This window comes from Rhodanobacter sp. C05 (assembly GCF_002001165.1).
In the GTDB taxonomy this organism is placed as follows: Bacteria; Pseudomonadota; Gammaproteobacteria; order Xanthomonadales; family Rhodanobacteraceae; genus Rhodanobacter.
The window spans coordinates 393,906-418,328 of record NZ_MUNQ01000008.1; the positions used below are offsets into that span (position 1 = coordinate 393,906).

The 24,423-nt window shown below is 60.3% G+C and carries 25 protein-coding genes, 1 tRNA gene and 1 other RNA gene; 10 read left to right on the forward strand and 17 right to left on the reverse strand.

Going from position 1 to position 24,423, the window contains the following annotated elements; translation table 11 throughout:
- The first annotated feature begins 66 nt into the window (after nt 1-66).
- Nucleotides 67-1,665, forward strand: a complete 1,599-nt coding sequence (locus B0E51_RS07675) for an MASE1 domain-containing protein (RefSeq protein WP_077444374.1) — start codon at nt 67-69, stop codon at nt 1,663-1,665.
- Between the two features lie 322 nt (nt 1,666-1,987).
- On the opposite strand, the gene fur is transcribed toward B0E51_RS07675, so the two are convergent.
- Nucleotides 1,988-2,410, reverse strand: a complete 423-nt coding sequence (fur, locus tag B0E51_RS07680; RefSeq protein ID WP_077444375.1) for a ferric iron uptake transcriptional regulator — start codon at nt 2,408-2,410, stop codon at nt 1,988-1,990.
- Nucleotides 2,411-2,486: 76 nt separating this feature from the next.
- Here fur and bamE point away from each other — a divergent pair, with 76 nt between their 5' ends.
- Nucleotides 2,487-2,960, forward strand: coding sequence for an outer membrane protein assembly factor BamE (bamE, locus tag B0E51_RS07685; protein ID WP_077444270.1), 474 nt, complete (start codon nt 2,487-2,489; stop codon nt 2,958-2,960).
- Nucleotides 2,961-2,994: 34 nt separating this feature from the next.
- Here bamE and B0E51_RS07690 read toward each other — a convergent pair whose 3' ends face one another.
- A complete protein-coding gene (locus B0E51_RS07690; RefSeq protein WP_077444271.1) occupies nt 2,995-3,273 on the reverse strand; it encodes an RnfH family protein in 279 nt (92 codons plus the stop codon).
- Nucleotides 3,266-3,697 carry a type II toxin-antitoxin system RatA family toxin gene (locus B0E51_RS07695; RefSeq protein ID WP_077444272.1) on the reverse strand — a complete coding sequence of 144 codons (432 nt, stop codon included), beginning with the start codon at nt 3,695-3,697 and terminating at the stop codon, nt 3,266-3,268. Before B0E51_RS07695 ends, B0E51_RS07690 begins: the two co-directional genes overlap by 8 nt.
- Nucleotides 3,698-3,780: 83 nt before the next feature.
- On the opposite strand from B0E51_RS07695, the gene smpB reads away from it, so the two are divergent.
- Together smpB and B0E51_RS07705 are read left to right on the forward strand one after the other, a co-directional pair.
- Nucleotides 3,781-4,269, forward strand: a complete 489-nt coding sequence (gene smpB, locus B0E51_RS07700) for an SsrA-binding protein SmpB (protein WP_077444273.1) — start codon at nt 3,781-3,783, stop codon at nt 4,267-4,269.
- Between the two features lie 723 nt (nt 4,270-4,992).
- Entirely contained in the window at nt 4,993-5,517 is a 525-nt protein-coding gene (locus tag B0E51_RS07705; protein ID WP_254424454.1) for a transglycosylase SLT domain-containing protein, read from the forward strand.
- A 346-nt stretch (nt 5,518-5,863) separates the two neighbouring features.
- Here B0E51_RS07705 and ssrA read toward each other — a convergent pair.
- Nucleotides 5,864-6,218, reverse strand: a transfer-messenger RNA (tmRNA) gene (gene ssrA / locus B0E51_RS07710).
- Nucleotides 6,219-6,458: 240 nt separating this feature from the next.
- Between ssrA and B0E51_RS07715 the strand changes: the two genes are divergently transcribed.
- Both B0E51_RS07715 and B0E51_RS07720 read left to right on the forward strand, forming a co-directional pair.
- Nucleotides 6,459-6,782: a cytochrome c gene (locus B0E51_RS07715; protein ID WP_077444376.1), complete on the forward strand. Its 324-nt coding sequence runs from the start codon at nt 6,459-6,461 to the stop codon at nt 6,780-6,782.
- A gap of 18 nt (nt 6,783-6,800) precedes the next feature.
- Nucleotides 6,801-7,154 (forward strand): cytochrome c, encoded by a 354-nt coding sequence (locus tag B0E51_RS07720; RefSeq protein WP_077444275.1) that lies wholly within the window; start codon nt 6,801-6,803, stop codon nt 7,152-7,154.
- Nucleotides 7,155-7,229: 75 nt separating this feature from the next.
- Here the strand turns inward: B0E51_RS07720 and B0E51_RS07725 are convergent, their stop codons facing one another.
- A complete protein-coding gene (locus B0E51_RS07725; protein WP_077444276.1) occupies nt 7,230-7,838 on the reverse strand; it encodes an NfuA family Fe-S biogenesis protein in 609 nt (202 codons plus the stop codon).
- Nucleotides 7,839-7,990: 152 nt separating this feature from the next.
- Between B0E51_RS07725 and B0E51_RS07730 the strand changes: the two genes are divergently transcribed.
- A complete protein-coding gene (locus B0E51_RS07730) occupies nt 7,991-8,332 on the forward strand; it encodes a 4a-hydroxytetrahydrobiopterin dehydratase (RefSeq protein ID WP_077444277.1) in 342 nt (113 codons plus the stop codon).
- Here B0E51_RS07730 and B0E51_RS07735 read toward each other — a convergent pair whose 3' ends face one another.
- Nucleotides 8,333-9,331, reverse strand: a complete 999-nt coding sequence (locus B0E51_RS07735; RefSeq protein ID WP_077444278.1) for an RluA family pseudouridine synthase — start codon at nt 9,329-9,331, stop codon at nt 8,333-8,335.
- Nucleotides 9,332-9,663: 332 nt separating this feature from the next.
- On the opposite strand from B0E51_RS07735, the gene B0E51_RS07740 reads away from it, so the two are divergent.
- Nucleotides 9,664-12,909 (forward strand): Rne/Rng family ribonuclease, encoded by a 3,246-nt coding sequence (locus B0E51_RS07740; RefSeq protein WP_077444279.1) that lies wholly within the window; start codon nt 9,664-9,666, stop codon nt 12,907-12,909.
- A 110-nt stretch (nt 12,910-13,019) separates the two neighbouring features.
- Here the strand turns inward: B0E51_RS07740 and B0E51_RS07745 are convergent, their stop codons facing one another.
- From B0E51_RS07745 to tpiA, 9 genes are all read right to left on the reverse strand, one after another.
- Entirely contained in the window at nt 13,020-13,673 is a 654-nt protein-coding gene (locus B0E51_RS07745) for a response regulator (RefSeq protein ID WP_077444280.1), read from the reverse strand.
- Between the two features lie 417 nt (nt 13,674-14,090).
- On the reverse strand, nt 14,091-14,312 hold the full coding sequence (locus B0E51_RS07750) for a hypothetical protein (RefSeq protein ID WP_077444281.1): 222 nt from the start codon (nt 14,310-14,312) through the stop codon (nt 14,091-14,093).
- A 1,227-nt stretch (nt 14,313-15,539) separates the two neighbouring features.
- On the reverse strand, nt 15,540-16,025 hold the full coding sequence (locus B0E51_RS07760) for a GNAT family N-acetyltransferase (protein WP_077444283.1): 486 nt from the start codon (nt 16,023-16,025) through the stop codon (nt 15,540-15,542).
- 278 nt (nt 16,026-16,303) lie between these two features.
- A complete protein-coding gene (locus B0E51_RS07765; RefSeq protein WP_077444284.1) occupies nt 16,304-17,602 on the reverse strand; it encodes an acyltransferase in 1,299 nt (432 codons plus the stop codon).
- 150 nt (nt 17,603-17,752) lie between these two features.
- Nucleotides 17,753-18,205 carry a VOC family protein gene (locus B0E51_RS07770; protein WP_077444285.1) on the reverse strand — a complete coding sequence of 151 codons (453 nt, stop codon included), beginning with the start codon at nt 18,203-18,205 and terminating at the stop codon, nt 17,753-17,755.
- A gap of 75 nt (nt 18,206-18,280) precedes the next feature.
- Nucleotides 18,281-18,670 carry a DUF6632 domain-containing protein gene (locus tag B0E51_RS07775; RefSeq protein WP_077444286.1) on the reverse strand — a complete coding sequence of 130 codons (390 nt, stop codon included), beginning with the start codon at nt 18,668-18,670 and terminating at the stop codon, nt 18,281-18,283.
- Nucleotides 18,671-18,947: 277 nt separating this feature from the next.
- A tRNA-Leu gene (locus B0E51_RS07780) sits at nt 18,948-19,032 on the reverse strand.
- Between the two features lie 11 nt (nt 19,033-19,043).
- Entirely contained in the window at nt 19,044-19,499 is a 456-nt protein-coding gene (gene secG / locus B0E51_RS07785; protein ID WP_077444287.1) for a preprotein translocase subunit SecG, read from the reverse strand.
- 6 nt (nt 19,500-19,505) lie between these two features.
- Nucleotides 19,506-20,273, reverse strand: a complete 768-nt coding sequence (tpiA, locus tag B0E51_RS07790; RefSeq protein ID WP_077444288.1) for a triose-phosphate isomerase — start codon at nt 20,271-20,273, stop codon at nt 19,506-19,508.
- A 127-nt stretch (nt 20,274-20,400) separates the two neighbouring features.
- On the opposite strand from tpiA, the gene B0E51_RS07795 reads away from it, so the two are divergent.
- Nucleotides 20,401-21,210: an SDR family oxidoreductase gene (locus B0E51_RS07795; RefSeq protein ID WP_077444289.1), complete on the forward strand. Its 810-nt coding sequence runs from the start codon at nt 20,401-20,403 to the stop codon at nt 21,208-21,210.
- 25 nt (nt 21,211-21,235) lie between these two features.
- Nucleotides 21,236-21,991 carry a DUF6445 family protein gene (locus tag B0E51_RS07800; protein ID WP_254424455.1) on the forward strand — a complete coding sequence of 252 codons (756 nt, stop codon included), beginning with the start codon at nt 21,236-21,238 and terminating at the stop codon, nt 21,989-21,991.
- Between the two features lie 43 nt (nt 21,992-22,034).
- On the opposite strand, the gene B0E51_RS07805 is transcribed toward B0E51_RS07800, so the two are convergent.
- Both B0E51_RS07805 and glmM read right to left on the reverse strand, forming a co-directional pair.
- Nucleotides 22,035-22,967, reverse strand: a complete 933-nt coding sequence (locus tag B0E51_RS07805; RefSeq protein ID WP_077444290.1) for a 2-oxoglutarate and iron-dependent oxygenase domain-containing protein — start codon at nt 22,965-22,967, stop codon at nt 22,035-22,037.
- Between the two features lie 102 nt (nt 22,968-23,069).
- Nucleotides 23,070-24,422, reverse strand: a complete 1,353-nt coding sequence (glmM, locus tag B0E51_RS07810) for a phosphoglucosamine mutase (RefSeq protein ID WP_077444291.1) — start codon at nt 24,420-24,422, stop codon at nt 23,070-23,072.
- Nucleotide 24,423: the final 1 nt, after the last annotated feature.

A 24,423-nucleotide genomic window follows, 5' to 3' on the forward strand; every position in this document is an offset into this window, starting at 1 on the left:
CAGTGATGCGCAGCTTGGCAGGTCGCGGCGCAGCATCCTTGCGAATCACGCATGTACCATCTGCCCATGCGCCAGAGAACTCTTCATCTACCCGACTCCGGCCCTTTGCTGGGCGCCGGCTATCTTTTGCTCTGGTTGCTGCTGTGGCCAACCGTGCAACCCTATTGGGCATTGCCTTACGGCCTGCGCTTCGGCACCTTGCTGCTGACGCCGACTCGCTACTGGAGCTGGTTGCTCGGAGCCGAACTGGTAGCCACCGCCGGTATCAGCATGGCCCATGGCATGCCGCTGGGCTGGTTCGGCTTCCTGGCCGAGGAACTGCCCGAACCCCTGGTGATGGTTGGCGTGCTCTGGCTGCTGCGGCGTCTGAACCTGCACGCCAGCCTGCACAGTCCTCAGGAAGTGACCCGTTCACTGCTGTCAGTGGTGCTGATTGTGGGAGCCACGGCGGCCGTGGATGCCGCGATGCTGGCGCTGATCCACGCACCGACACTGCCCAACCTGACGGTGGATGTACTGGGCGAGGAACTACTCAGCCATTACCTGGGCATCCTGCTGATCGTGCCGCTGCTGATCATGCTGCTGCATACCCGCTTCAATCGCCGCGCGTTGGCCAGCCTGTGCATGGACGGTGTGCTGGTGATGCTGCCCTCCATGGCGATTCTGCTGTTGCTGTCCGAACACGCGGCGCCACAGCCGCAGTTCGCACGGGTACTGTCACTAGCCCCCGTGTTGTTTTTCGCGTTTCGCCATGGCTGGCGTGGAGCCAGCCTGGCGATGATCGTGTCCAGCCTGGGCATGACCCTGGTCGATCAGCATCTGGGACATGCACCGTCTTCTGCGGCCGCCTACCTGTTTCTGGCCGTGGCCGGCACCGGCGCACTCATGCTGGGCTCGGCCACCGACGCACTGCGTCGCAGCGGCGAGCGGGTGGCCGAACAGAACATTTATCTGGGAGCAGTCAACCGCCGCCTGGATCAACTGGCCCATCAGCTGCGCAGCGCTGCCCGCGGCAACCTGCAGGCGGATGAGAACCAGCGCAGGCACCTGGCCGCCGAACTGCATGACGAGCTGGGCCAGAACATCACCGCGATCCAGACTCATGTGAAGCTGGCGCAGGCTCGACTGCATCAGGCCGGCATGGAGGACATCAGCACATCGATCAATACCATCCTGGCCCACATGCGACGGGCACTGCATCGTCTGCTGGACGATCTGCGTCCGGCGGTGCTGGACGAATTCGGGTTGCTGCGCGCACTCGATGAAGGCCCGATCAGGGATCTGCTGAACACCGCCGGCATGTCCTATCACACGGAATTGCATGGCGACCCGCGCCTGCTCGACGACGATATCCGTACTGCGATCTATCGGCTGGCCCAGGAAAGTGCGACCAATGCCGTCAAGCACGCCCAGGCCAGCGAGTTCCGCCTGCGTCTGCGCATTGGCGAACGCCAAGGCATCGCGCTGGCATTGCTGGATCTGCGCGACAACGGCACCGGCCTGCCCAGCCGATTGCCTCGCGGCGGCCGTGGACTGCAGGGCATGCGCGACCGCGTCACCTCGCTTGGCGGCCAGTTCCGTCTGCGTGCCGATCACGCCGGAGTCCATCTGCGCATATTGTTGCGAAGCAACAACCATTCTGTCGAATTGGGCCGACAGACCTAGGAATTTTTCTGATACCCCTAACGTGAAGACATCGTTAGGATCGTTGCATCGATGTGGGGGAGCCACCATTGCAAGATGGTGGATTCAGAGTCGTCGTGGGGACGGTGGCTCTGAAACAACGGCAGGATGCCGTTTCGCCACTACCTGGCGGCAACTGTGTCATCGCGATTTTCTCGCCGAGGCCGGTCGCAATTCAGGTAGTGGAGCAGCCGCAGGTGGACAGGAGTCCTCCTTGCGGCTTTTTTATGCCTGCCATTCCACGCACAGCATTCGTGGCTGACCCCGCAATCACTGGCCGTCGGTCAAACCCGCATCCGCAAGTTCAGGCTTTTCGTGTGCGATGCTTCGGTCGCACATACAGCACCAGGCTGTGGTCCTCGATCACATAGCCGTGGCGCGCAGCAATCTCGTGCTGCAGGCGTTCGATCTCTTCGCTGACGAACTCAATCACTTTTCCGCTGTCCACATCGATCATGTGGTCATGGTGTTTGCCGCGGTCGAGCTCGTAGACAGCCTGACCGCCCTCGAAATTATGCTTGACGACGATGCCGGCTGCCTCGAACTGGGTCAGCACGCGGTACACCGTTGCCAAGCCGATATCTTCCTGGTGGGCAAGCAAGTTCTTGTAGACATCTTCGGCGGTGAGGTGCTGTACCCCTTCCTCGTCAAAGATCTGCAGGATGCGCATGCGCGGGTGGGTCACCTTCAGGCCAACCCGACGCAGTTCTTTGGTTTCCTGTTCCATCGTCCACTCCACGCACACGGCGTTACCGAGCCGGTAGTGTATCATCCGACACCTTTACGATCCGGACGCAACACGCATGCAAAAGCTGATCACCCTGCTGGTTTTCGCCGTGCTGGCGCTTTCCATCGCCGGCTGCCACATCGTCTATACGCCTGACGTGCAGCAAGGCAACCTGCTCGACAAGAAAACCGTGGATCAGCTGAAGCCCGGCATGACCAAGCGCCAGGTACTGGTGCTGATGGGCACACCCTCGGTCAGCACACCGTTCGACCAGAGCCGCTGGGATTACGTCTCCACCCAGCAGCACCGCGGTGGCCCGATCAAGGTGCGTACGTTCACGCTGACCTTCAACAACGACACGCTGGTGCGTACCGAAGGCGACTTCTTCGCGCAGGATGCCCAGCAACTGGTGAAGGACAGCAAGAAGTACCACACCAGCTATCCGGTCAACGAGACCCAGGGCGACAAGAGCAAGGGGCCCAATGACAACAAGAATGGTGGCGGCTTCGGCAGCGATGGCAGCAACGGTGGCGACAACAACGGCCATTGATCATCGACCAGCGCGCAGCCACGAGTGACCGCCGTCAGCGTGCCCGGCGGCGGCGCGCTTCCATCGGATCGAGTTGCAGCGACCGGTAGATCTCGATCCGATCACCGTCGTGCACCGGCTGATCCGGTGCAACCTTTCGAGCAAAAATGCCCAGACGTTGCGGATCCACCGCGCCGTCCGGGAGCTCGCCGACAATCCCCGAAGCGTCGATCGCCTGCATCACGGTGCTATCGGCGGCCAGTTCGACCCGACGCAGGGTCTGTCGATCGGCACCTGCATACACCACTTCCACCGTGATCATGCGCTCAGCCATACACGCGCTCGGCCTCGGCGCAGAAATCGTCCACCATGCGTCCTGCCAGTCCCTGAAAACCGAGTTTCAGGGCACCACCACCGAGTCGGCCGGCATAGTCGAAGTCCAGTGCAAAAGCCACCTTGCAACCCGCCTCACCCAGGGCAATGAAATCCCATACGCCTTCAAGGGTGCTGAACGGGCCATCGACGAGGCTCATCTGCAGGCGGCTGGGCCGATCGACCGTATTGCGCGTGGTGAAACTCTGGCGCAACCCGGCGAACTTGAGATCCAGCCTCGCCACCAGCACATCCTGCCGACGCTCGAGAATTTCGGCACCGGCGCACCAGGGGAAACGCTTTGGGTATGCTTCGACCTCATTGACCAGGTCGAACATCTGCGCCGGCGAATACTTCACCAGGGCGCTGCGGCGGATTTCGATCACGGCAGCCTCTTCACATCACGCTTGATCCGGCCCGATATGCGGCCGGGCCGGCATCAGGGCAACAAGGCCCGAGTTTAACGGACATGGCCAAGGCAAAGGACAAGGACAACAAGGGCGGCGGCACCATCGCGCTCAACAAGCGCGCGCGCTTCGAGTACCACATCGACCAACGCTTCGAAGCCGGCGTGGCCCTGCAAGGCTGGGAGCTGAAGGCATTGCGAGCCGGCCGGATCAACTTCGGCGACGGCTACGCGATCGTCCTGCACAACGAAATCTTCCTGGTCGGCGCTTCCATCCCGCCACTGATCAGCGCCTCCACCCACGTCATCGCCGAAGACCGGCGCACGCGCAAGCTGCTGCTGCATCGCAAGGAGATCGATCAGCTGATCGGCGCCGTCGAGCGCAAGGGCTACACCCTGGTGCCCACCGCGATGTACTGGAAAGGCAACAAGGTCAAGGTCGAGATCGGCCTCGCACGTGGCAAGCAGGAGCACGACAAGCGCGACACCGAGAAACAGCGCGACTGGCAGATCGAAAAACAGCGCACGATGCGCTCGCACAATCGCGGCTGACGAACCTTGCACGATCACTTTACAAGCAGGAAGCGACACACAGTATCGGCCGCACTTTCTCGTGTCGCTTTAAGCGAGTCGCTGACAGCAATTCACGTCGATCCAGTGACGACCCGGCACACGTCGAGGCGCGTGTATCTCGCGGCGCCTGCCAGCTGGAAATCCACCCGATCGGCCGCTTGCACTGAGGCCATGGACTGGTCGACGTTTCTATCACCACGTGCACAACAGACGCATAAATGGAATGTGCCTTTCTCCGCTCCAACGGCTCCCTTGCGGACCAGGCTCCATGTATTCGTGGCACCCTGCATTGAAAGTTTGCGTGCGAACGCGCCTGCGATCTTGAGCACACTGAAGTTCTCGAACTTGGCATCCGGCTCTGCACATCGAGCAATGCGGTGGCTTGCATGGAGTCAGACGAATCGTCGAAGGGCGCTGGCAACGGCCTCGCTATGTGCAGTGTTCGGCACCATGGCAGTGCCCTTGGGAATGCATATAACGTATCCCCAGAACCCATTCACGAAATCATCTACCACCATTCCCCAGTTTGCGAAGCCAGCATCCGTCACACGTGCTGATGCGCCGGTTGTTGTGCCCACTTCGACCCCAGCCACCGTGGAAACGACAGCGCTTCCACCCATGCCAGGCTTGTCTGCAAACCCCTCTCCCGGATCTGATACTCCCGCCACATTGCTCTCAGACGTCAGCACGATGGATCTGACGATGCCTATCGCCGAACCCGATCTGAACATTACGTCCCAGCAGAGTCTGTGGGCGCAAGTCGGCAAGGAATCAGGTGTAGACCCCCTGCTTCTGTACAGCGTCGCACTTGTTGAATCACGGTCGCTGCTTCCCGGCGGAAAGGTTGGACCGACGCCCTGGCTGTTCAGAGTCAACGATCGCCTGGTTCTCGGTGAGCGGCACCATGTACAGCTCGAGATGGCTGTTGCAAGCCAGCTCGGTTCCGCAGTCCAGGACGTCGGGATCATGCAGGTCTACTACCCGATGCACAGGGATGCAGTTCGTGACCCGCTGGCCCTGCTCGACCCGAGGACCAACATCTCCGTTGCAGCAAAGATCCTCCACGACGGCATGCATGAGACACGCGATCCCGTTCTGGGGGTGGGTTACTACCACAGTCACACACCACAGTTGGCCAAGGATTACGGAACCGCCGTATTGACAGTCTATCAACGGCTCAAGGGCCTCTATCCTGCACGAAGAAACACACAGATCGCGACTCGCTAGCCGCGCATGCACGCAACCGGCGTGCATGCGCCCGTGCTATTGCGGCGAATACAGCCCAGCCCATCTCGCGCTTGGTAAATAGCCCGGGCGCCCACTTTTTGAAGTATCAGCCGCCCCATCGAACAGACGCTGAGTTTTGTCAGCTGGCATGACCTTGCGGGTGGTGACGTCCGAAAGTGGCATGGGGGCAACCTCACGGGCATAGGTGCTGTTGCCCCCGATGTTGCCCCCCAGTTGTCCCCGGATTGCAATGGACCAGCTTGGACGCTATCAGCCACAAAAAAGGCCGGAACCTTTGCTGTTGCTAGGGTTACCGGCCTTCGTTGGACTGCGTTGGAGCTTGAAATGGTGGAGGTGGCGGGAGTCGAACCCGCGTCCGAAAGCGTTCAATGCCTGGATCTACATGCTTAGCTCACCGTTCGATCTCGCTCCGCGACAAGCACGATGGGCAAGGCGCACCGCGGAACCAGCCTGATTGATTTGACCTAGTACCGCCAGGCGGCAGTCTTCGGCGATCTCATGATAATGACCCTACACCGACAAGCATGAGCACAAGTGGGTTCGGGGCTTACGCCTTAAGCGGCGAGAGCGTAGTTGTCGTCGTTGGCAACTATGAGTTTGCTGCTGGATTAACGAGGAAAGCTGCCCCCTCGGCATGCACCAAGTCATCTCACTACCCCCGTCGAAGCCAGGACACCCCCGGGGAAAACGATTTGACCCGGCGAGTATATGGGGCCAACAGCCATGGCATCAATGACATTCGCCATGGCACACCCATCACCGACAACGGAAGAAGGCACGCATGTGCGCAACGATGGTGAGTTGTGTGCTGCTCGAACATCGACCGCGGGCGAGCCGAATGTTGTTCAGGTGCGAACGCAACGTCTATACTTGGCGACTTATATCACCCTGTACCCGCCGCACTCGTGGGAATGATCTCGATGACTCGACTGCAAATGCTTGGCTTGGCCGTGGCCACTGCCCTTTTTGCCACTGCCAGTGTGCACGCCGAAGGCGACAAGGCTGCCGGACGCAAACTGATCTATACCTGCGCCGGCTGCCATGGCGTACCTGGTTACACCAACGCCTACCCGCAGTATCCGGTGCCGAAGATAGCCGGGCAGAACGAGCAGTACATCGTCAATGCGCTGCATGGTTACCAGAGTGGCGGCCGCACGCATCCGACCATGGATGCACAGGCGCAGAGTCTGTCCGACACGGATATTCAGAACATCGCCGCCTACCTTTCCAGCCTCGCCAAGTAGTTGCCAAGGACTTTCCGCATGAAACGTGCGCTTACCCTGATTTCATTCGGCGCCATGCTGGTGCTCGCATCCACCCAGTTGCTGGCCAGCGGCAATGCCGAGAATGGCAAGCAGAAGGCTGCCACCTGCTTCGCCTGCCACGGTGTCGACGGCAATGCGGTCGATCCGCAGTACCCGCGTCTGGCCGGCCAGTACAACACCTACCTGCAACACGTGCTGCATGAGTACAAGGATGGCCAGCGTGACAACCCGATCATGAAGGGTATGGTGGCTACCCTGTCCGACCAGGACATCGAGGACGTCGCCGCGTACTTCTCCGGCCTGCCGACCAAGCTCGACACCCTGCAAGGTCATGTCAGCGGCGACAAGTAAATCTGTTGCCCACTCCATAAAAGCAAAGGCCCGCTCTGGCGGGCCTTTGCTTTTATGGATGATCGAGCCGTCGGCTCAGGCGATCGCGGACTTGCCTTCGGCCTTGTTGTAATAAGGCTTCTCACCCGCAGCATGATCGGTCGCGTCCCGCACCGCCGTGATTTCCGGCACCCGTTCGCGCAAGGTCTTCTCCACACCCTGTTTCAACGTTACGTCGACCATGCCACAGCCGTGGCAACCGCCACCGAACTGCAGCAAGACCGCACCGTCGGCATCGATCTCCAGCAAGGTGACCCTGCCGCCATGCGAGGCCAGTCGGGGATTGATCTCCGATTCCAGCACATAACGCACGCGCTCGATCATGCCGGCTTCTGCACCCGGCACGTCGCCCTTGATCCGGGGCGCGCGAATGTTGAGCTGACCACCGGTAGCATTCGGCTCGTAATCGATCGTGGCATTGTCCAGCCAGCTGGCGCTGTCACCATCAATGTGGAACAGAAAGCCGGTGCACTCGATCGTCCACTCGCCGCCCGCGAGATCGGCCGCCTCACAGAACTCCAGCTCGCAGTTTGCCGCTGCGGTACCAGCAGCGGTCACGCGCAGGCGGATACCCAGGTCATCGATGCCCTGTTGGGAGAGAAGCCGCAGGAAGTGCTGCTGCGCGCGTTCGGAAATATCGATCATGCCTGCTCCAGAGTCTCCAAACCGGTGCCGGCAGAGTTCGCCGGCGAAACAGCACCATTTTAGTCCTGTTTCAGGTTTGATGCGCGCTTTGACTTTTGCGCGCGCAACTTCGACGCTTCGCATCCCGACTTTCAGCCCTCACGGAGATCCACATGAACGCCAATGATCTGGCCGCTCAACACTGCCAGCCACGCAAGGGCAAGGAACATGCGCTCGACGCCGCGCAGATCAGCAGTCTGTTGCAGCAAGTGCCGGGCTGGCAGCTGCATGCCCATGGCCACGCCATCGTCAAGGACTTCAAGTTCGCCGACTTCCACCACACGCTGGGTTTCATCAATGCCATCGGCTTCATGGCCAACCACGAAGACCACCATCCGGATATCGAGGCCGGCTACGGTCATTGCCAGCTGCTGTGGTCGACGCATGACGTCGGCGGGCTATCACTGAACGACTTCATCTGCGCCGCCCGAGTCGAAGCGCTGCTGGTGCGCTGATCAGAAATCCGTGCGCGACTTGTCCCGTGAGTAGACCAGCCGCTTGCCCTTGACGGCGAGTACATCGAGAAAGTCTTTCAGATCATCCGGCAATGGCGTGGAGAAGCTGTAGGCACGTCCGTCCAGCTCGAAGCTCATGTGCGAGGCGTGCAGGAACATCCGGTTCAGGCCCATCTCGCGAAAACGTTTGTTCATCTCCTTGTCGCCGTACTTCGGATCACCAGCCAGTGGATGGCCGATATGCGCCGCATGCACGCGGATCTGATGGGTACGCCCGGTGCCCAGGGTGGCCTGCATCAGGCGGGCGCCGGGATACTGCTCCATTTCGCGGAAAAACGTCAGCGATGGCTTGCCGTTGTCGGCCACCCGCACCATGCGCTCGCCACCTTGCAACACGGATTTCAGCAGCGGTGCATTGACGTCGAACTTGGCCTTGGACGGGTGACCGAGCATCAGGCATAGATATTGTTTGGTGACCTCGCCGGCACGGATTGCCGCCTGCAGACCAGTCAGGCCGGCCCGCGTCTTGGCAAACACCAGCACGCCGCTGGTATCGCGATCGAGTCGATGCACCAGTTCCAGGTGTTCCTGCGGCCGGGCTGAACGCAGTAGCTCGATCGCGCCATGACTGACCCCGCTACCGCCATGACTGGCCACGCCGGAGGGTTTGTCGATGACCAGGAAGTGCTTGTCTTCGAAAATGATGGCGTCGGCCACCGAGGCCACCAAACCGGTGGCGGGTGCATTGCCTTCTGGCCGTTCAGCGACCCGTACCGGCGGAATGCGCAGCATATCACCGGTCGTGAGACGCGTATCCGGCTTCGCCCGTTTGCCGTTGACGCGTACCTGACCGGTGCGCAACAGCCGGTAAATCATGCTCTTCGGCACCCCTTTGAGCATGGTGACCAGGGCGTTGTCGATCCGCTGGCCGTCCCGCTCGGGGCCGATCTCGACTTGACGTACACCGTGAGGTGCGTCGGGGGAAGTTACCGTCTGCATTGAAAAAAACCTGCTGAAATAGGATACTCGTCGGGCGCTACATTCTGCCCATCGATGTCTGGATTGGGTCGAGTGCCCGCCCGTAACGTCGGCGAGGATTGCGCCGGTTGCCTTGGCGGCCGGTCGCGGCTCCCTTTCATCGTAACGGTTCGGGCTGTCGTTTGTCCGATGCCATTGAGGTATCGGGGCGGCAGGCGCTGCTGACCGAATCATCCCGACACCGGTAACGGTGCCGTTTTTTTGCCGCTTTACCGCAGCGGCGCGATCCCCGGCAGGCCGCCATTGTGGCGCCACCGAGGCGCGCGACGCGCGGCAAGCCGAGGATTACTAGCATGAAACGTATGTTGATCAACGCGACTCAGCGTGAAGAGTTGCGCGTGGCCATTGTCGATGGCCAGAACCTGTACGACCTGGACATCGAAATCCCTTCGCGGGAACAGAAAAAGTCCAATATTTACAAGGGTCGAATCACTCGAGTTGAGGCTTCACTTGAAGCCTGTTTCGTCGAATATGGCGCCGAACGCCACGGCTTCCTGCCGCTGAAGGAGATCTCGCGCGAATACTTCGTGCAGGGCGTGGATCCCCACAAGGCCGGCATCCGCGAGCTGCTCCGGGAAGGTCAGGAAGTCGTAGTCCAGGTCGAGAAGGAAGAGCGTGGCAACAAGGGTGCCGCCCTGACCACCTTCATCAGTCTGGCCGGCCGCTACATGGTCTTGATGCCGAACAACCCGAAGGCTGGCGGTGTCTCGCGCCGGATCGAGGGCGAAGACCGGCAGGCACTGAAGGAAGCGCTCGAACACGTCACCGTGCCCGATGATGTCGGCCTGATCGTGCGTACCGCCGGTCTTGGTCGCGACGCCGAAGAGCTGCAGTGGGACCTCGATTACCTGTTGCAGCTGTGGAAATCGATCTCCGAAGCAGCCAACAAGCAGAAGGCACCGTTCCTGATCTACCAGGAATCGAAGCTGTTCATCCGCGCCCTGCGCGACTATCTGCGCAGCGACATCGGCGAGATCCTGATCGACGAGGAGTCGCTGTACAACGACGCCCGCGATTTCATGCAGCAAGTGATGCCGAACGCGCTGCGCAAGCTCAAGCTGTACAAGGACGACACCCCGCTGTTCACGCGCTACCAGATCGAGACGCAGATCGAGAGCGCATTCGAGCGCCAGGTGCGTCTGCCTTCCGGTGGCTCGATCGTGATCGACCAGACCGAAGCGCTGACCGCGATCGACATCAACTCCTCCAAGGCCACCAAGGGCAGCGACATCGAGGAGACCGCGTTCAACACGAATTGCGAGGCCGCGGTGGAAATCGCCCGCCAGGCGCGCATCCGTGACGCCGGCGGCCTGATCGTGATCGATTTCATCGACATGGACAGCCCGAAGCACCAGCGCGAAGTGGAAGATCGCCTGAAGGAAGCGCTGAAGCTCGATCGTGCCCGCGTGCAGATCGGCCGCATCTCGCGCTTCGGCCTGCTCGAGATGTCGCGCCAGCGGCTGCGCCCGAGCCTCGGCGAAGCCACCCAGATCGTCTGCCCACGCTGCGAGGGCCATGGCCACATCCGCGGCGTGGAATCGCTGTCGCTGTCGACCCTGCGCCTGATCGAAGAACACGCGATGAAGGACAACACTGGCCAGGTGCTGGTGCAGGCGCCGTCGAGCGTCGTCAACTTCCTGCTCAACGAAAAGCGCGCCAGCGTGGTGGAGATCGAACTGCGCCACAAGGTGCACGTGATGATCGTCGCCGACGAAAAGCTGGAAACGCCGCATATTGAAATCCAGCGTATCCGCGAAGCCGACATGGGCGAGCACAGCAAGCCCAGCTATGAGCGGCTGACCACCGTGGAAACGGCCGAGCTGCCCAAGATGGGTCAGGCCCTGGGCAGCAGTGAACAACCGGCAGTCAGCGGCATCGTGCCGTCCAGTCCGGCGCCGTTGCGCGATGAAATTGCCGCACCCGTCGCCGCGGCCCAGCCTGTTGCTCGTCGTCAGCCGGCAGTTGCCCAGGCAGCCGCGCGCCCTGCTCCTTCCGGTGGCGTCATTTCAAGACTGCTTGGCTGGTTCCGCAGTGCTGAACCGGCAGCGCCCACGCCTGCGCCCCGTCGTGCCGATGGCAATGACAGTGCACGCGATCGCCGCGACGAACGCATGGGTCGCAACAATGCCCAGAATACGTCGGCGCAGCGATCGCCACGACGCGAATCTGCACAGCAGCCTGCGTCGAAATCAAACGCTGCACAGCAGCCGAAGAATGCTCGTCCACGCAATAACGAACAGCCGCGCCAACCACAGCAGACGCAAGCTCCGGCCGTCAAGGCGGAGCGCCAACCCAAGCCCGTTGTGAACGGCAACAACCCGGCACGCACCGAGCGCAGGCCCAATCCGCAGCAGCAGGTCAAAACCGAAAAGCCGCCACGTCCCGTCACCAACGAGCGCCCGGCAGCTGTGTCGCCAGGCGATGCTGCCAAGGAAGCCGAACTGCTGCTCGCGCCACTGCCGGAATCGACGGCACCGGATTCTGCCGATACACCGCTCGATGCCGATGGCAGCCAGTCGCGTCGTCGTCGCGGTCGTCGTGGTGGTCGACGCCGGCGCCGTCATGACGAAGCTGCGCCGAACGGCACGAATCTCGATACCGTAGAGGCGCTCGACGATGAGGATCGTGACGAAGCCGCGAGCCCCGCCGAAATCGATCGTCCGGTCACCCGCAGTGAGCAGTCGCCAGCGAATGCTGTCGTGGCGGCAAGCACGGCGGCCGCGGTGACAAGCCAAGGCTTTGCAAATAGCGCCGCCGCGCCTGCTCAGACACTACCAGTCAGTGCACCGGCTGAAGCACGCAAACCAGACACTGAGGCACCTGCTGCACCGTCAACCACGGCACCGGTGGAAAAAGCTGCTGCAGCCGATACAGCCGATACAGCGATAAGTGGCCAGCCGCAGAAACCGGTCGTCGCACCGGTTGCGAACGTTGCGGTCACCGCGCCTGCCGTTACGGCGTTCAACCTGCCAACCCTGCCACCCATTCCCGATCAGGTGAAACCGGCAGCCAGCACCGGCGTAGCAGACGACAATGTCAAGGCTGCGTTGCCAGCTGCTCATGCACCCATGCAGCCGGTCGATCACGCGTCTCAGCATCCGGAAGTCACAGCCACTGTCGTCAGTGGCGACTATGCAAGCAACCGCATCAGCGAGAGCACGGTCGCACCTGCACGTGTTGCACCTGCTGCTGTCGCTCCCACATCACAGCCGATGACCACCATCAGCCAGTCAGCCACGGCTGCCACGCCAGCGCCTCAGGTTCGGCCTGCGGCCATGGCAACTCCGGCAAGTCCGATCAGTCAGCCGGTTACCAGCGCTCCTGCTGCTGTCGCTCCTGCTGCTGTTGCTCCTGCTGCTGTGGTGACCTCTGCCCCGGTCGTACCTGCGCCGACGACACCTGCCGTACCGCAGCCCAAACAGGGTGATCTGCTGACTCAACCCAGCCACCCGGCCACGACAGCTGCACCGCGCGACGAAGCAGCCAAGCCGGTCACCATCGACATAGATGAAGCGCGCAAGGATGACTCGCACGACTGAACCATCAGCGACGATGATCCAGCAACAAAAAACCGGACTATGTGTCCGGTTTTTTGTTGCTGTGAATCAGCTTTGTTCTTCAGTTTGCGCTTCCATCAGCGTGCCACGGGTCAGCTGCCAACCTGGTGATTCGGGGTATCGATCAGGCCGTGTACGGTCATCAGGTGCGCAAGACTGAGTACATGATCCACCTGCAGCTTTTCCATCAGGCGCTGCTTGTAGGTCGACACGGTTTTCGGACTCAGGTTGAGTTGCTCGCCAATGATGGTCAGCGGCTTGCCACGCACTAGCATCATCGCCACTTCAAGCTCGCGGCTGGACAACACGTCGAACGGTGAAGCGCTGCCGTCCAGCGTGGCCAGTGCCAGCTGCTGAGCAACGGCCGGTGCAAGGTAACGTCGACCGTTGGCCACCTGCCGCACCGCAGACACCAGCTCTTCGGCACTGCAACCCTTGGTCAGATAGCCGAGCGCACCTGCATCCAGCAGTCGCTTGGGAAAACGCGCGTCGTCCACCACCGTCACGATGACGATATGGGTGGACATCTTCGACCGGCACACGCGTTCGGTAAGCTCGATGCCGCTCATGCCGGGCATATGCACATCGACCAAGGCAATATCCGGTGTCAGCGTGCGTATCAGTCGCAGGCCTTCCTCGGCACTTCCCGCTTCACCACAAACGCAGATATCCGCCTGCTGCTGCAAGATCATCCGGAAGCCAGTGCGGACCAGCTCGTGATCGTCCACCAGAACAACGTTGATCACTTCACGTCTCTCCTTGATTGGACCAATGAATCACACAGCAAAGCTGCCTTGCGAAAAATCCCCACTACACCCGCGCGATCCCCGTCAGCACCTCAAACGGCAACCCATGGTACTGCGATGTCGTGAGGTTACGGAGGTGTACGCCATCCACCAATGCATTCGCATCAAAAGGACAGAACGGCTCGAATGCGATCGCTCATCAGCATGCCAAAACCCTTTGGGCCAGCGTGGTTGTCGCCACAGGCTGAACAACGCGATATGGAAGCCCCTTCCAGACACTCGCTCACTCAAGTAATCAAGCACGATGACAGGTCCAGCCAGCCTTCATCGAGACGCAATGTGCCATGCAAGTAAAGCGGTGATATGTCAGCCGACGCCTACGAGCCATGTGCGAAAAATGCGGTCAGGACGATGCGTCTACTCGTCCATCCCAATCAATCCCTCAATATCAATTTCGGCGAAGAACAGACCTCGATCCGTAGCTTCGGCAAGTGTCAGCAGTGGCCGGTCAAAAGCCTTGGGGACAAGGCCGATCTTCTTGATTTCGCCATTCCTGCTCACTTCGTACCCGGCATGGTCATATTTGATTTCGTAGGTGTAGTGCTTTCCCTGAAAGCGCCTGTATGTGGCTTTCTTCATGTCTCGTGCTCTTACCTTACTGTCTAAGCCAATGATCCGCGTCGCATCAATTTCTCACTCGATGCCTGACTTGCAAAGCAAAACGTTTGCCAATAGTGACTGCCATCCCTTGCTGCCATGCACACGGGCGAGGCCGACCACGCCAGCCCGAGAACTTCCCTGGTGCGTATCACATCGATCAGATTCCGAACGATGCTTCTGAACTAGCCTGTGCCATCAGCCCTTCAGCTATCGGCACCCATGCATCGCCAATGTGTCACCCGAAGGCATGCTGAAAAACTAGAAGAATCTACAGGTTTGCCTGAACTGCTATCTCGATGGCGTTGCTCCAAACAGCTAGTAGAACCAGTACAAGCCGTATGGATGCCAGGTGACATTGCAGATCCCACATCACCCATCATTCGATGAAGGCTGGGGACAAGCCCATCAAGAGGCCCGAGACCTTCAGGCACAAAAATCCGTCAAGTGGCTGGTTTAATTGTGTTTATCGGACTCCGCCAGACGTCCTTCAACAGTGCATTGGTACCGAGAGGGGCAACGAAAGACCAGCATTCATGAGGCCTGCAAGGCATGATTTGAAAATATGCCCCCAGATGTACCTCCACCCAATCTGCAGCCACTTGCCGTCAGATGTCTATCTGCGCGTGATCGGCACATATGGCATTAACACCAAAGCTCAGCGGCCGGTTGAGGCGAAACCGGAAGTCGGTCCGCTGTGCGCCTTGTTTGGGCGGCACAGTGGCTTACGACGTAGACCATCCGCGGTGAGTAGCGACCTGCCATACGTTGCCCCAAGGATCTCGAATCATCGCGCGCCGGTCCCCGTAGGGCATGTCCTGTGGCTTTTCTACCGATTCGGAACCGCGATCCAGCGCGCGCCGAAAAGTTGAGTCGGCGTCCTCCACATACACATAGAGGAACGCCGGCATCGGCTGGCGCTCGACCGTGGAGCCAACCATGAGAAGCGAGTCGCCAATCCGAAGCTCCGATGGCCTGCTGGACTGGAATCGGCCGCTGGCACCGAAAACGTCCTGGATGAATCCGACGAGACCCTCAGGATCATCCACGGCGATTCGCGGTATGAGGCTGGGCCAACCATCGGGTACGTGCTTTGCCTGTGCCATTCATTTGCCTCTTACCGATACACCGATGACGCTTAACGCTGGAGCTCAGCGGCCGTTGCCGCGGAAAGGTTCACCCTACCGCAGCCGATCCGCAACGGTCCGCTTACAGTGAATAGTTAGGTTGCAGCTGCTTGGCATAGGGGAAGCATTGCAAAACGCCAAAGCGCGCCACTGCCGGGCCGCTCGGTTGGTAACCTAAGGCTTCATAAAAGGGGCAAGCCAGTGCTGTGCTGTCCAAGTGCAATGACGTCATCCCCCATTGAGCTGCCTTTTCCTCCAGCGCGGTGTGAATCATCTTGCCGATGCCTTGGCGCTGCGCACCGGGCGCCAGATAAAACATGAGGATCTCGCCTCGGCGGTGAAGAACTCCAACTCCAAGCAGACGACTGTTCGATTCAACCACGACACAGAAGTTTTCAGTATTCGAAAGCCATTTGAGAAAATTCTGAGGAGTCTTGTTAGCCAGCCACGCAGCAAGCGTCTCGTCATCATTCTGATGATCGGCCACGCACAAATGAGTAATCGACCGGCGCACAACATCAATTGCCGCACCGGCGTCTCTTTGCTCTGCGGGGCGTACCGAGATCATGGACCTGCAACCTAACGTTGGAGTTAAGCGGCGGCGTAGTCGTCCGCCTTGAACGAGATGTTAGCCAACCTCACCGGTCACGTGCTTTGGACACGTGCCAAGCGAAACGGCTAGCTAATGGGGAAGGTATCGTTTCATGCCGAAACCTTTTGTTTATCCGCCGTCCTTCCAGGCTCTGCACGTGCGTTGCCTGGTACCTGTGTCTTGCCAAGAGGTAGTGGGTTCGCGTTCATCGTGCGTGCTTTGGGCGAGCTGCGCGGCGGTGCCGCCCGGCTCGGCTATGCTCTTTCGGAACAGTTCGCCGCAATGGACGTAACAGATACTACTCCGCAGCCGACTGATGACTGGATAGCCGTTTCGGAAGGTGCCGCGTGATCGTTCTTTCCTCCGCTTGCGCCATTAAGTAGACGCAAGCTGTCTTCTTTCGGGACGGCTTTATGAAAGATCTTCCTTGACAACTTGATGCCCAAGTTGTCAAACGTTGCATGGAACAGGCTGGCAGTTGGAAGAGCGACAGCGAGCGTGGCCACACTAACGAATAGACACGTTACCGAATACGGGAGCGACGAGTTTCGATTGATCCACACGAGAAGCCACGAACTAAAGGTTAGTAGGATCGGGAAATGCACAAGGTAAAGAGCGTAGGAGATACGCCCCAGGTATTGAGCAATTCGGCACGTAAGGATCTGACTAAACCACCCGCGTCGAACGATATACACGAGAGCAATTGCGCCAGATATGTTCATGACGTTTTTCAACGCGATTGCGTCCAATGGAATGAACCTCGTCCAACCGAACCACGACGAGAAATCGAAGCCACCCCCGACAACCGCTGTGACGATCGCGAACCACGGCATCCACGACGAACCCTCCCTGCGCACATGGCCCAAATAGCTGCCGGCGATGAACCCCATATAGAGCATCCATTGGTCAGGGAACCAGGCCAGCAACACACCTGCGAGCATGAGCGCTCCAAGCCAGCCGATTGATCCATTCAGATTCAGTGCCCGAAATCCGAAAACGATCATCGAACCAGTGAATTCAATGCCCATCGTCCATAAAGGCGGCACGTAATTTGACTGACCAAAGAGGATCGCCCGAAATGCACCCTCCCTGAGCGCATCTCCAAAGGTCGGACTAAAAGCCCAATTTTGTCCGAGCCACCAAGAATGGCTTACCGATGCCGCTTCGACACTGTTATTCAACCCCAGCTTAAGCAATACATAGGCAAGCATCACGCTCCCGAAAATGGGAATGCCGAGCCTTAGATACCGTCGTGCAGCACGGAGCTTCATGCTCAAAACGTCGCCGGTGTCGACAAAAACCTTCGTCAACACATAACCGCTCAGAACAAAAAACACGCAGACGGCGAAGTTACCGTTCCAAAAGATAGACAAAAGCGGAGCAGAGATGATCGCGTCCGCTGCATGCTTTGGCGCACCGGGAAACGCCAAGGGTGGTAGAAATGGGAATAGATATGCGAAACCAAGCGGGAAAAAAGCGAGAAGAAGATGATTTAGCAGCACAGATAGGGATGCCCATCCACGTAGACCGTCTGCAGCGATGTCTTTTTGCATAACGCTCCCAGAGTGCCCAGCGCTAACGGTTGAGCTGAGCCGCCCCGGAGGCCGAAGGCCGGAGGAGTCGGCTTGAGCGATTTGTTACACGTCCGGCAACTAGCCCACGCGAATACGCATCCCCCTCAGGTCTGTATCTGTCACATGTGCTCATCGGGAAGTCTGCTGCCCGAGTTCTTGGGCGAGCCCGATGAGAATTCCTTCGGGGCCCCGGATGTAGCAGAGCCGATACGTATCTTCGTACTGGACTACTTCGCCGACGAGCTCCGCGCAGCATTTGCCGAGCCGGGCGAGCGTATCGTCGATGTCCTCCACGGTGAACATGACGCGCAAATAACCGAGAGCGTTCACCGGGGCGCGGCGGTGATCGGCGACCACACGCGGCGCAAGAAATCGGGACATCTCGATCCGGCTGTGACCGTCCGGCGTACGCATCATGGCAATCTCGACGCGCATGTCGCGCAATCCAGTCACGCCATCTGCCCAGTCTCCCTCGACTGGGGCACGCCCCTCGAGCTCGAGACCAAGTTCGGTGAAGAACCCAATGGCGGCATCGATGTCTTCCACCACGATGCCGACGTTGTCCATACGCTTGACCGTCACGATGTCTCCCTGACGTCTAACACTGGAGTTTAAGCGGCAGCGAAGCCGTCTGCCTTGAACGAATGGTCAGGTCGCTTAAGCAAGTGCAGCGTTTTGGCCCCTGGGAGTCAGTACTGCGAGTACGGCCGCCACGATGAAGAGTGCAGGGACATCTCCCATGAGATGACCATGATTCATGGGGCTAGCCAATGCTTGGAAAGCCATGATTGCGCCGTGCACCACGCTGGACCAGACCGTGAACCAGATGAGGCTGAGATGAGCAAGAGGATTGCGGGAAGCCACAAGCAAAAATACGCCAAGCGTTGCGTAAACACCCACGATCATCAGAGGGTAATCGGAATGACCGGTGTGCCATGTCCAGCCGGATGGCCAGACAATCATGAGCAGATAGATGCCAGCGATAAATGTGATACCCACTAATACCAGCGCAATTCGAAGGCACTTAAGGCGAAGGGACTCATTCACAGTGGTCTCCTTTTCAGTGATGGCTTGCTGTCCGGTGGTTCAGCTGTTTGCACAAAGTTGATATGAATCTCACGCTGCCGCCTAACTACCTAATAGACGGACCCACGCGTCAGGTTATACATCCTTGGTCACGCTCTGAAGTCCCGCCGCAACACCCTGATTCAACAGAAGCTTATCTGTTCGGACAGCGTTGTATTGAATCAGACTCTCAGGCACAAAAAAAACCGCGCCAGAGCGCGGTTTCCGTGGTCTTCCGGGATGTCCCGGTAAACATTAATGGTGCCCAAGAGGGGACTCGAACCCCTACGACTTACGTCGCTACCACCTCAAGGTAGTGCGTCTACCAGTTCCGCCACCTGGGCAGGTGTATTGCTTAGTGCTTCTGGGCCGGCGGCGTGGCTGCCGGCACCTCACCCTTGGTCGGGGCGGGGGTTGTTGCAGGTTGTGCAGCTGGTACGGCATTGCCGGTGGCGGCAGGAACGGCCGCCGGCACTTCCGTGCCTGCCGGTGCAGCTGGTGCCGTCTGCTGTGCTGCCGGCTTGCTGGCGAGCCCGGCCATCACACCCAGGTCATCGGCCTTGCTGCTATGCGGCGCGCCGTTGACGTGAAGATAGATGCCCATGCTCAGGCTGAGCAGGAAGAACAACGAAGCCAGCACGCTGGTGGCACGGGTCAGGAACGTGGCCGAACCACGTGCACCGAACACCGTCGCCGACGCACCGCTACCGAAACCCGAGCCGGCATCGGCGCCAGCGCCGTTCTGCAGCAGGATCAGCACGATCATCGCCGCAGCGATCAGGATGTAAAACACGCTGAAGATGACGAACATGATTATTTATTGAGCCTGTAGCGCCTGATGCGCCGCGGCGCAGATTCCAAGGAAGTCGGATGCGGCCAGCGAAGCCCCACCGATCAGTCCACCGTCCACGTCCGCCTGCGCGAACAATTCCGCGGCATTGGCCGCCTTGACACTACCGCCGTAAAGCAGTCGGGTCAGACGGGCAATCATAACATCTTCCTTTTCCAGTTGGCTACGAATGAAGGCATGGGCCTGCTGCGCCATCTCCGGCGTGGCGGTACGGCCGGTGCCGATCGCCCAGACCGGCTCATAGGCAATCACCGCCGTATCGAAGCTGGCGATGCCGTTGAGAGCCAGCACAGCCTGGAACTGACGCGCGATGACCGCCTCGGTCTGGCCGGCCTCGCGCTGTTCCAGCGTTTCACCAACGCACAGGATCGGCGTGAGGCCACCGGCACGCGCCGCGGCGAATTTGCGTGCTACCAGTTCATCGCTCTCGCCGTGGTACTGGCGGCGCTCGGAATGGCCGACCAGCACCCACTGCGCACCGATATCCGTCAGCATCGCGGCGGAAACCTCACCGGTATAGGCGCCCTGCCCTTCATGCTCGCTGACGTCCTGTGCACCCATGCCCAATCCGGAGTCGGCATGCTGCCAGGCAAGCTCGGCGAGGTACGGAAACGGCGGGAACACAGCCACGTCGATGGATGCAGGCCTGGCCGCAGCAATCTCCTTTACCAGGGCGGTAGCCATCGAACGACTGCCGTGCATTTTCCAGTTGCCCGCGACAAGTTTCTTGCGCATGGTCTGTTTCCGCTGCGATCAAACCGCAAGCTTACCGAGGGGTCGCCATATCGGCAAACTTGCACACCGGCTGGCGCCCGCGTATGCGCCCGGTCAAGAATGGCTATTCGCCTTCAAGGAATGACTCATGTCGTCTGCCCGTCCCCTCAGTCTGATCACCGGCGCCTCTGCCGGCATCGGCGCCGCGTTTGCCCGGCACCTGGCTACACTCGGCCACGACCTTGTACTCACTGCGCGACGGGTCGATCGACTGGAAGCACTCGCCGCTGAACTGCGCGAAAAACATGGCGTCGCCGTGACCGTGCTGCCGAATGACCTCGCTGACCAGGGTGCACCGCAAGCCTTGGGCGACGCGCTGCAACAGCGTGGCCTGCAGGTGGACTGGTTGATCAACAACGCAGGCTATGGCGTGCCCGGCTCGTTCCTGGCGAACGACTGGAAAACCCATGCGGATTTCCTGCAGGTGCTGTTGACCGCACCCACCGAACTGGCGTGGCGACTGCTGCCCGGCATGCGCAAACGCGGCTACGGCCGCGTCATCAATGTGGCCTCGCTGGCCGGGCATGTTCCCGGCCCCGCAGGGCACACGTTGTATGCCGCATCCAAGGCTTATCTGATCAAGTTCTCGCAGTCGCTGGCGCTGGAGAGCCGCGAGGCTGGCGTGAACGTCTGTGCGCTGTGTCCGGGGTTTACCTGGTCCGAATTCCACGACGTCACCGGCACCCGCGACAAGATGAATCAGATGCCCGGTTTCATGTGGCTAAGTGCAGAGGAAGTGGTGCGCCAGGGCATTGCTGCGGTTGAACGTGGCCAGGCCGTGTATATTCCGGGCCGGGTCAATCGGACCATCAAGACTATCGTGCAACTGATGCCGGATCGATTGGCGATGTGGCTCTCGGCACGGGAGTCGAAGCGCTACCGGAACGCGGACGCATAACTGCGCGCAGGGTGTCGGCGGATTCATGCTGCACACTATCGCTTCCATCGCGCAGCATCCGTTGCGCAAGTGTTTCCGTCCTTCGCCATGGCCACCGGTATTCACCCGCATGTCCCTGCTACCGACCCAGATGCGCCCGCTGCCCTACCGCAAACCCACCGAAGGTCGTGACTACTGGGTGGTGGACGACGCATTGCCCGACCCCGGCGCCGTACGTGCCCGTTGCCTGGCCAGGACGGAATGGGAACTAGGCTATCCCTATACCGGTGAAGTGTGGCCAGGCATGCGCGCAATCCCGGCCCTGCTCGATGGCGAGCTGGCTGCACTGGATGCGAAGGTGTGCCAGCTGACCGGCGCGAAGAAAGTCTGGGTGGAACAGACCGAGGCCGGCATCCGGCTCAACCACAACTGCGTGCAAGTGGTCGGCTCCACCGAAGGCGCGGTGAAGCCGCATACCGATTCATCGAACCTGTGCCGCTACGCCGCGGTGCTGTATCTGAACCCCGACGTGCCCGAGCAATGCGGCACCAGCTTCTTCCGGCAACGCATGCCGACCGGCCAGCTGGGCGGCAATATCGTGATGCCGCCGCACCGCAATCTGGCCGAGGCACTGGGCAATCGTTTCGTTCAGCCGAATTCGTTTGTCGAGGACGTGCGCGTGGCGTACCGGTTCAATCGCCTGCTGGTCTACAAGGCCAACCTGATCCACAGCGCCACGGCGTACTGGGGGCTGGAAACGGCGGCCAAACGGATGGCCGCCGTGTTCTTCTGGATGGCCTGACGGCTCGCTGGCAACCCAGATCAACCTGCTCAGATCAGCCTGCTCAGATCAGCTTGATCTCACGCAAACGCTGCATCAGGTATTCATGCGAGTTGATCGACGTGTCGTAGCGACGCGGATTGTCCGGCGTAATGCACGAATCGAGCGGGTCCAGCACCACGTCCGGATTCGGATGCAGGAAGAACGGCACGGAATAGCGCGGCTTGCGCGCATTCTCGTTCTGCGGATTGACCACCCTGTGCGAAGTGGACGGATACACGTGGTTGCTGAGCCGCTGCAGCATGTCGCCGATGTTCACCACGATCGCATCACCCTCGGTGGTGATCGGCAGCCACTCGCCATCGCTCAGCACTTCCAGACCCTCGGCGCTGGCACCGACCAGCAGGGTGATGAAATTGATGTCCTCATGCGCACCGGCGCGTACGTTCGGAATGTTGTCCTGGGTGATCGGCGGATAGTGGATCGGACGCAGGATCGAATTGCCGAAGTCGGTCTTGTCCTCGAAGAAGTTTTCCGGCTGGTCGATATGCAGCGCCAGCGCACGTAGAACGCGCGTGCCGAGCTGGTCCAGTGCCTCGTACAGGCCGTAGCCGTACTGCCTGAAATCCGCCACCTCGACCGGCCAGATGTTCGGCGGCATCACGTCGGCGAACTTCGAATCGCGCGGAATCTCGCGACCGATGTGCCAGAACTCCTTCAGATCCGCGTACTGGCTGTCCTTGGCGGTTTCCACCTTGAACGGAGTGTAGCCACGCGCACCGCCACTGCCGGCTACGTGGTACTTCATCTTGGCATCGGTCGGCAGCGCGAAGAAGCGCTGGAAGACGTCATACGAGCCGTCGATCAGCTCGCGCGGAATGCCATGGCCGCTGATGCAGCAGAAACCGAATTCGCGATAAGCCGCGCCCAGTTCGGCGACGAAGGCATCGCGGTCAGTGTCGTAGCGGCGGATATCGAGGGTAGGAACATTCTTCATGATGGTTGTAGTCCACTAGGTTGGGCGTGCGGTCAATTCATCCGCCACCGCAAGGGCGGTGCACGTCGGGCCTATCCATGGCGACCCAGTACAACTACAGGTTCACGAGCGTTCGGCTACGGATTTTACAATCGCCGCAAGCTTTTCCGCCAATTGCTGTACTTCCGCCGCATCCGCCGCCTCGATGGTGACGCGCACCAGCGGTTCGGTACCGGAAGCCCGCAGCACCACCCGGCCGCGACCACTCAGAACCTGCTCCACTTCGACCAGCGCCTGCTGCACCTCGCTGCTGGCCAGGGCCTCGCGGGCCCCGGCCGCACGCACGTTCAGCATCACCTGCGGCAATTTCCTCAGCCCCTGGCGGGCCATGGCCAGATCCTGGCCGGACAGCGTCAGCGCCTCCAGCACCGCCAGCGCAGCGACGATGCCGTCGCCGGTGGTGGCGCGATCCAGGCACAGGATATGGCCGGAAGTCTCGCCACCCAGTACACCGCCGTGCTGCTTCAACAGTTGCATCACATAGCGATCGCCCACGTTGGCGCGGATCAGCGACACATCGAGCTGTGCCAGCGCCAGCTGCAGGCCGTAATTGCTCATCAAGGTGCCGACTACCGGCCCCTCGAGCAGGTCGCGTGCGTGCCAGCTGTGTGCCAGCACGTAGAGAATGTCGTCACCGTCGGCGAGCACGCCTTGCCGGTCGACCAGCATCAGCCGGTCACCATCACCATCGAACCCGATACCCAGATCCGCGCCATGCGCCAGCACGGCCTGCTGCAAGGCCTGCGGGTGCGTGGAACCGACCTCGCGGTTGATATTGAAGCCATCCGGCTTGTCGCCGATCGTGATGACGTCGGCTCCCAGCTCGGCAAACACTTTCGGTGCCACCTGATAGGTCGCGCCGTGGGCACAGTCCAGCACCAGCTTCAGTCCGCGCAGGCTGAAATCCTCTGCCACGGTCGCCTTGCAGAATTCGGCATAGCGCGCAACGGCGTCGCTGACCCGGGTCGCCTTGCCCAACCGCTCGGAGGGCACGGTGATGAAGTCGGCACCGACCTCCTGCTCGATTGCCAGCTCGACCGCATCGGACAACTTCTCGCCATTGGCGGAGAAGAACTTGATGCCGTTGTCATGGTGCGGATTGTGCGAGGCACTGATGACAATGCCTGCGCTCGCACGCATCGAGCGGGTCAGGAAAGCCACCGCCGGTGTCGGCATCGGCCCGAGCAGCCCCACGTCGGCTCCGGCAGCGACCAGTCCCGCTTCCAGCGCCGATTCGAACATGTAACCGGAAACACGGGTGTCCTTGCCGATCAGCACCTTGGGCCGCTCCTTGCCATCGCGCGCAAGCACGCTGCCCACGGCGCGGCCCAGCCGCAACATGAAGTCCGCGCTGATCGGCCATTGCCCGACCATGCCGCGAATGCCGTCCGTACCGAAATATTTGCGTTGATTCATC

Bases quoted from the DNA above. Each gene is read 5' to 3' on its own strand.
- bamE (WP_077444270.1), top strand. From the start codon at position 2,487: ATGCAAAAGCTGATCACCCTGCTGGTTTTCGCCGTGCTGGCGCTTTCC.
- B0E51_RS07720 (WP_077444275.1), top strand. From the start codon at position 6,801: ATGAAACGTGCGCTTACCCTGATTTCATTCGGCGCCATGCTGGTGCTC.
- tpiA (WP_077444288.1), bottom strand. From the start codon at position 20,273: ATGCGCAAGAAACTTGTCGCGGGCAACTGGAAAATGCACGGCAGTCGT.
- B0E51_RS07675 (WP_077444374.1), top strand. From the start codon at position 67: ATGCGCCAGAGAACTCTTCATCTACCCGACTCCGGCCCTTTGCTGGGC.
- glmM (WP_077444291.1), bottom strand. From the start codon at position 24,422: ATGAATCAACGCAAATATTTCGGTACGGACGGCATTCGCGGCATGGTC.
- B0E51_RS07690 (WP_077444271.1), bottom strand. From the start codon at position 3,273: ATGGCTGAGCGCATGATCACGGTGGAAGTGGTGTATGCAGGTGCCGAT.
- smpB (WP_077444273.1), top strand. From the start codon at position 3,781: ATGGCCAAGGCAAAGGACAAGGACAACAAGGGCGGCGGCACCATCGCG.
- fur (WP_077444375.1), bottom strand. From the start codon at position 2,410: ATGGAACAGGAAACCAAAGAACTGCGTCGGGTTGGCCTGAAGGTGACC.
- B0E51_RS07800 (WP_254424455.1), top strand. From the start codon at position 21,236: ATGCTGCACACTATCGCTTCCATCGCGCAGCATCCGTTGCGCAAGTGT.
- B0E51_RS07740 (WP_077444279.1), top strand. From the start codon at position 9,664: ATGAAACGTATGTTGATCAACGCGACTCAGCGTGAAGAGTTGCGCGTG.
- B0E51_RS07725 (WP_077444276.1), bottom strand. From the start codon at position 7,838: ATGATCGATATTTCCGAACGCGCGCAGCAGCACTTCCTGCGGCTTCTC.
- B0E51_RS07730 (WP_077444277.1), top strand. From the start codon at position 7,991: ATGAACGCCAATGATCTGGCCGCTCAACACTGCCAGCCACGCAAGGGC.
- B0E51_RS07750 (WP_077444281.1), bottom strand. From the start codon at position 14,312: ATGAAGAAAGCCACATACAGGCGCTTTCAGGGAAAGCACTACACCTAC.
- B0E51_RS07795 (WP_077444289.1), top strand. From the start codon at position 20,401: ATGTCGTCTGCCCGTCCCCTCAGTCTGATCACCGGCGCCTCTGCCGGC.
- B0E51_RS07765 (WP_077444284.1), bottom strand. From the start codon at position 17,602: ATGCAAAAAGACATCGCTGCAGACGGTCTACGTGGATGGGCATCCCTA.
- B0E51_RS07705 (WP_254424454.1), top strand. From the start codon at position 4,993: ATGCCTATCGCCGAACCCGATCTGAACATTACGTCCCAGCAGAGTCTG.
- B0E51_RS07805 (WP_077444290.1), bottom strand. From the start codon at position 22,967: ATGAAGAATGTTCCTACCCTCGATATCCGCCGCTACGACACTGACCGC.
- secG (WP_077444287.1), bottom strand. From the start codon at position 19,499: ATGTTCGTCATCTTCAGCGTGTTTTACATCCTGATCGCTGCGGCGATG.
- B0E51_RS07760 (WP_077444283.1), bottom strand. From the start codon at position 16,025: ATGATCTCGGTACGCCCCGCAGAGCAAAGAGACGCCGGTGCGGCAATT.
- B0E51_RS07735 (WP_077444278.1), bottom strand. From the start codon at position 9,331: ATGCAGACGGTAACTTCCCCCGACGCACCTCACGGTGTACGTCAAGTC.
- B0E51_RS07715 (WP_077444376.1), top strand. From the start codon at position 6,459: ATGACTCGACTGCAAATGCTTGGCTTGGCCGTGGCCACTGCCCTTTTT.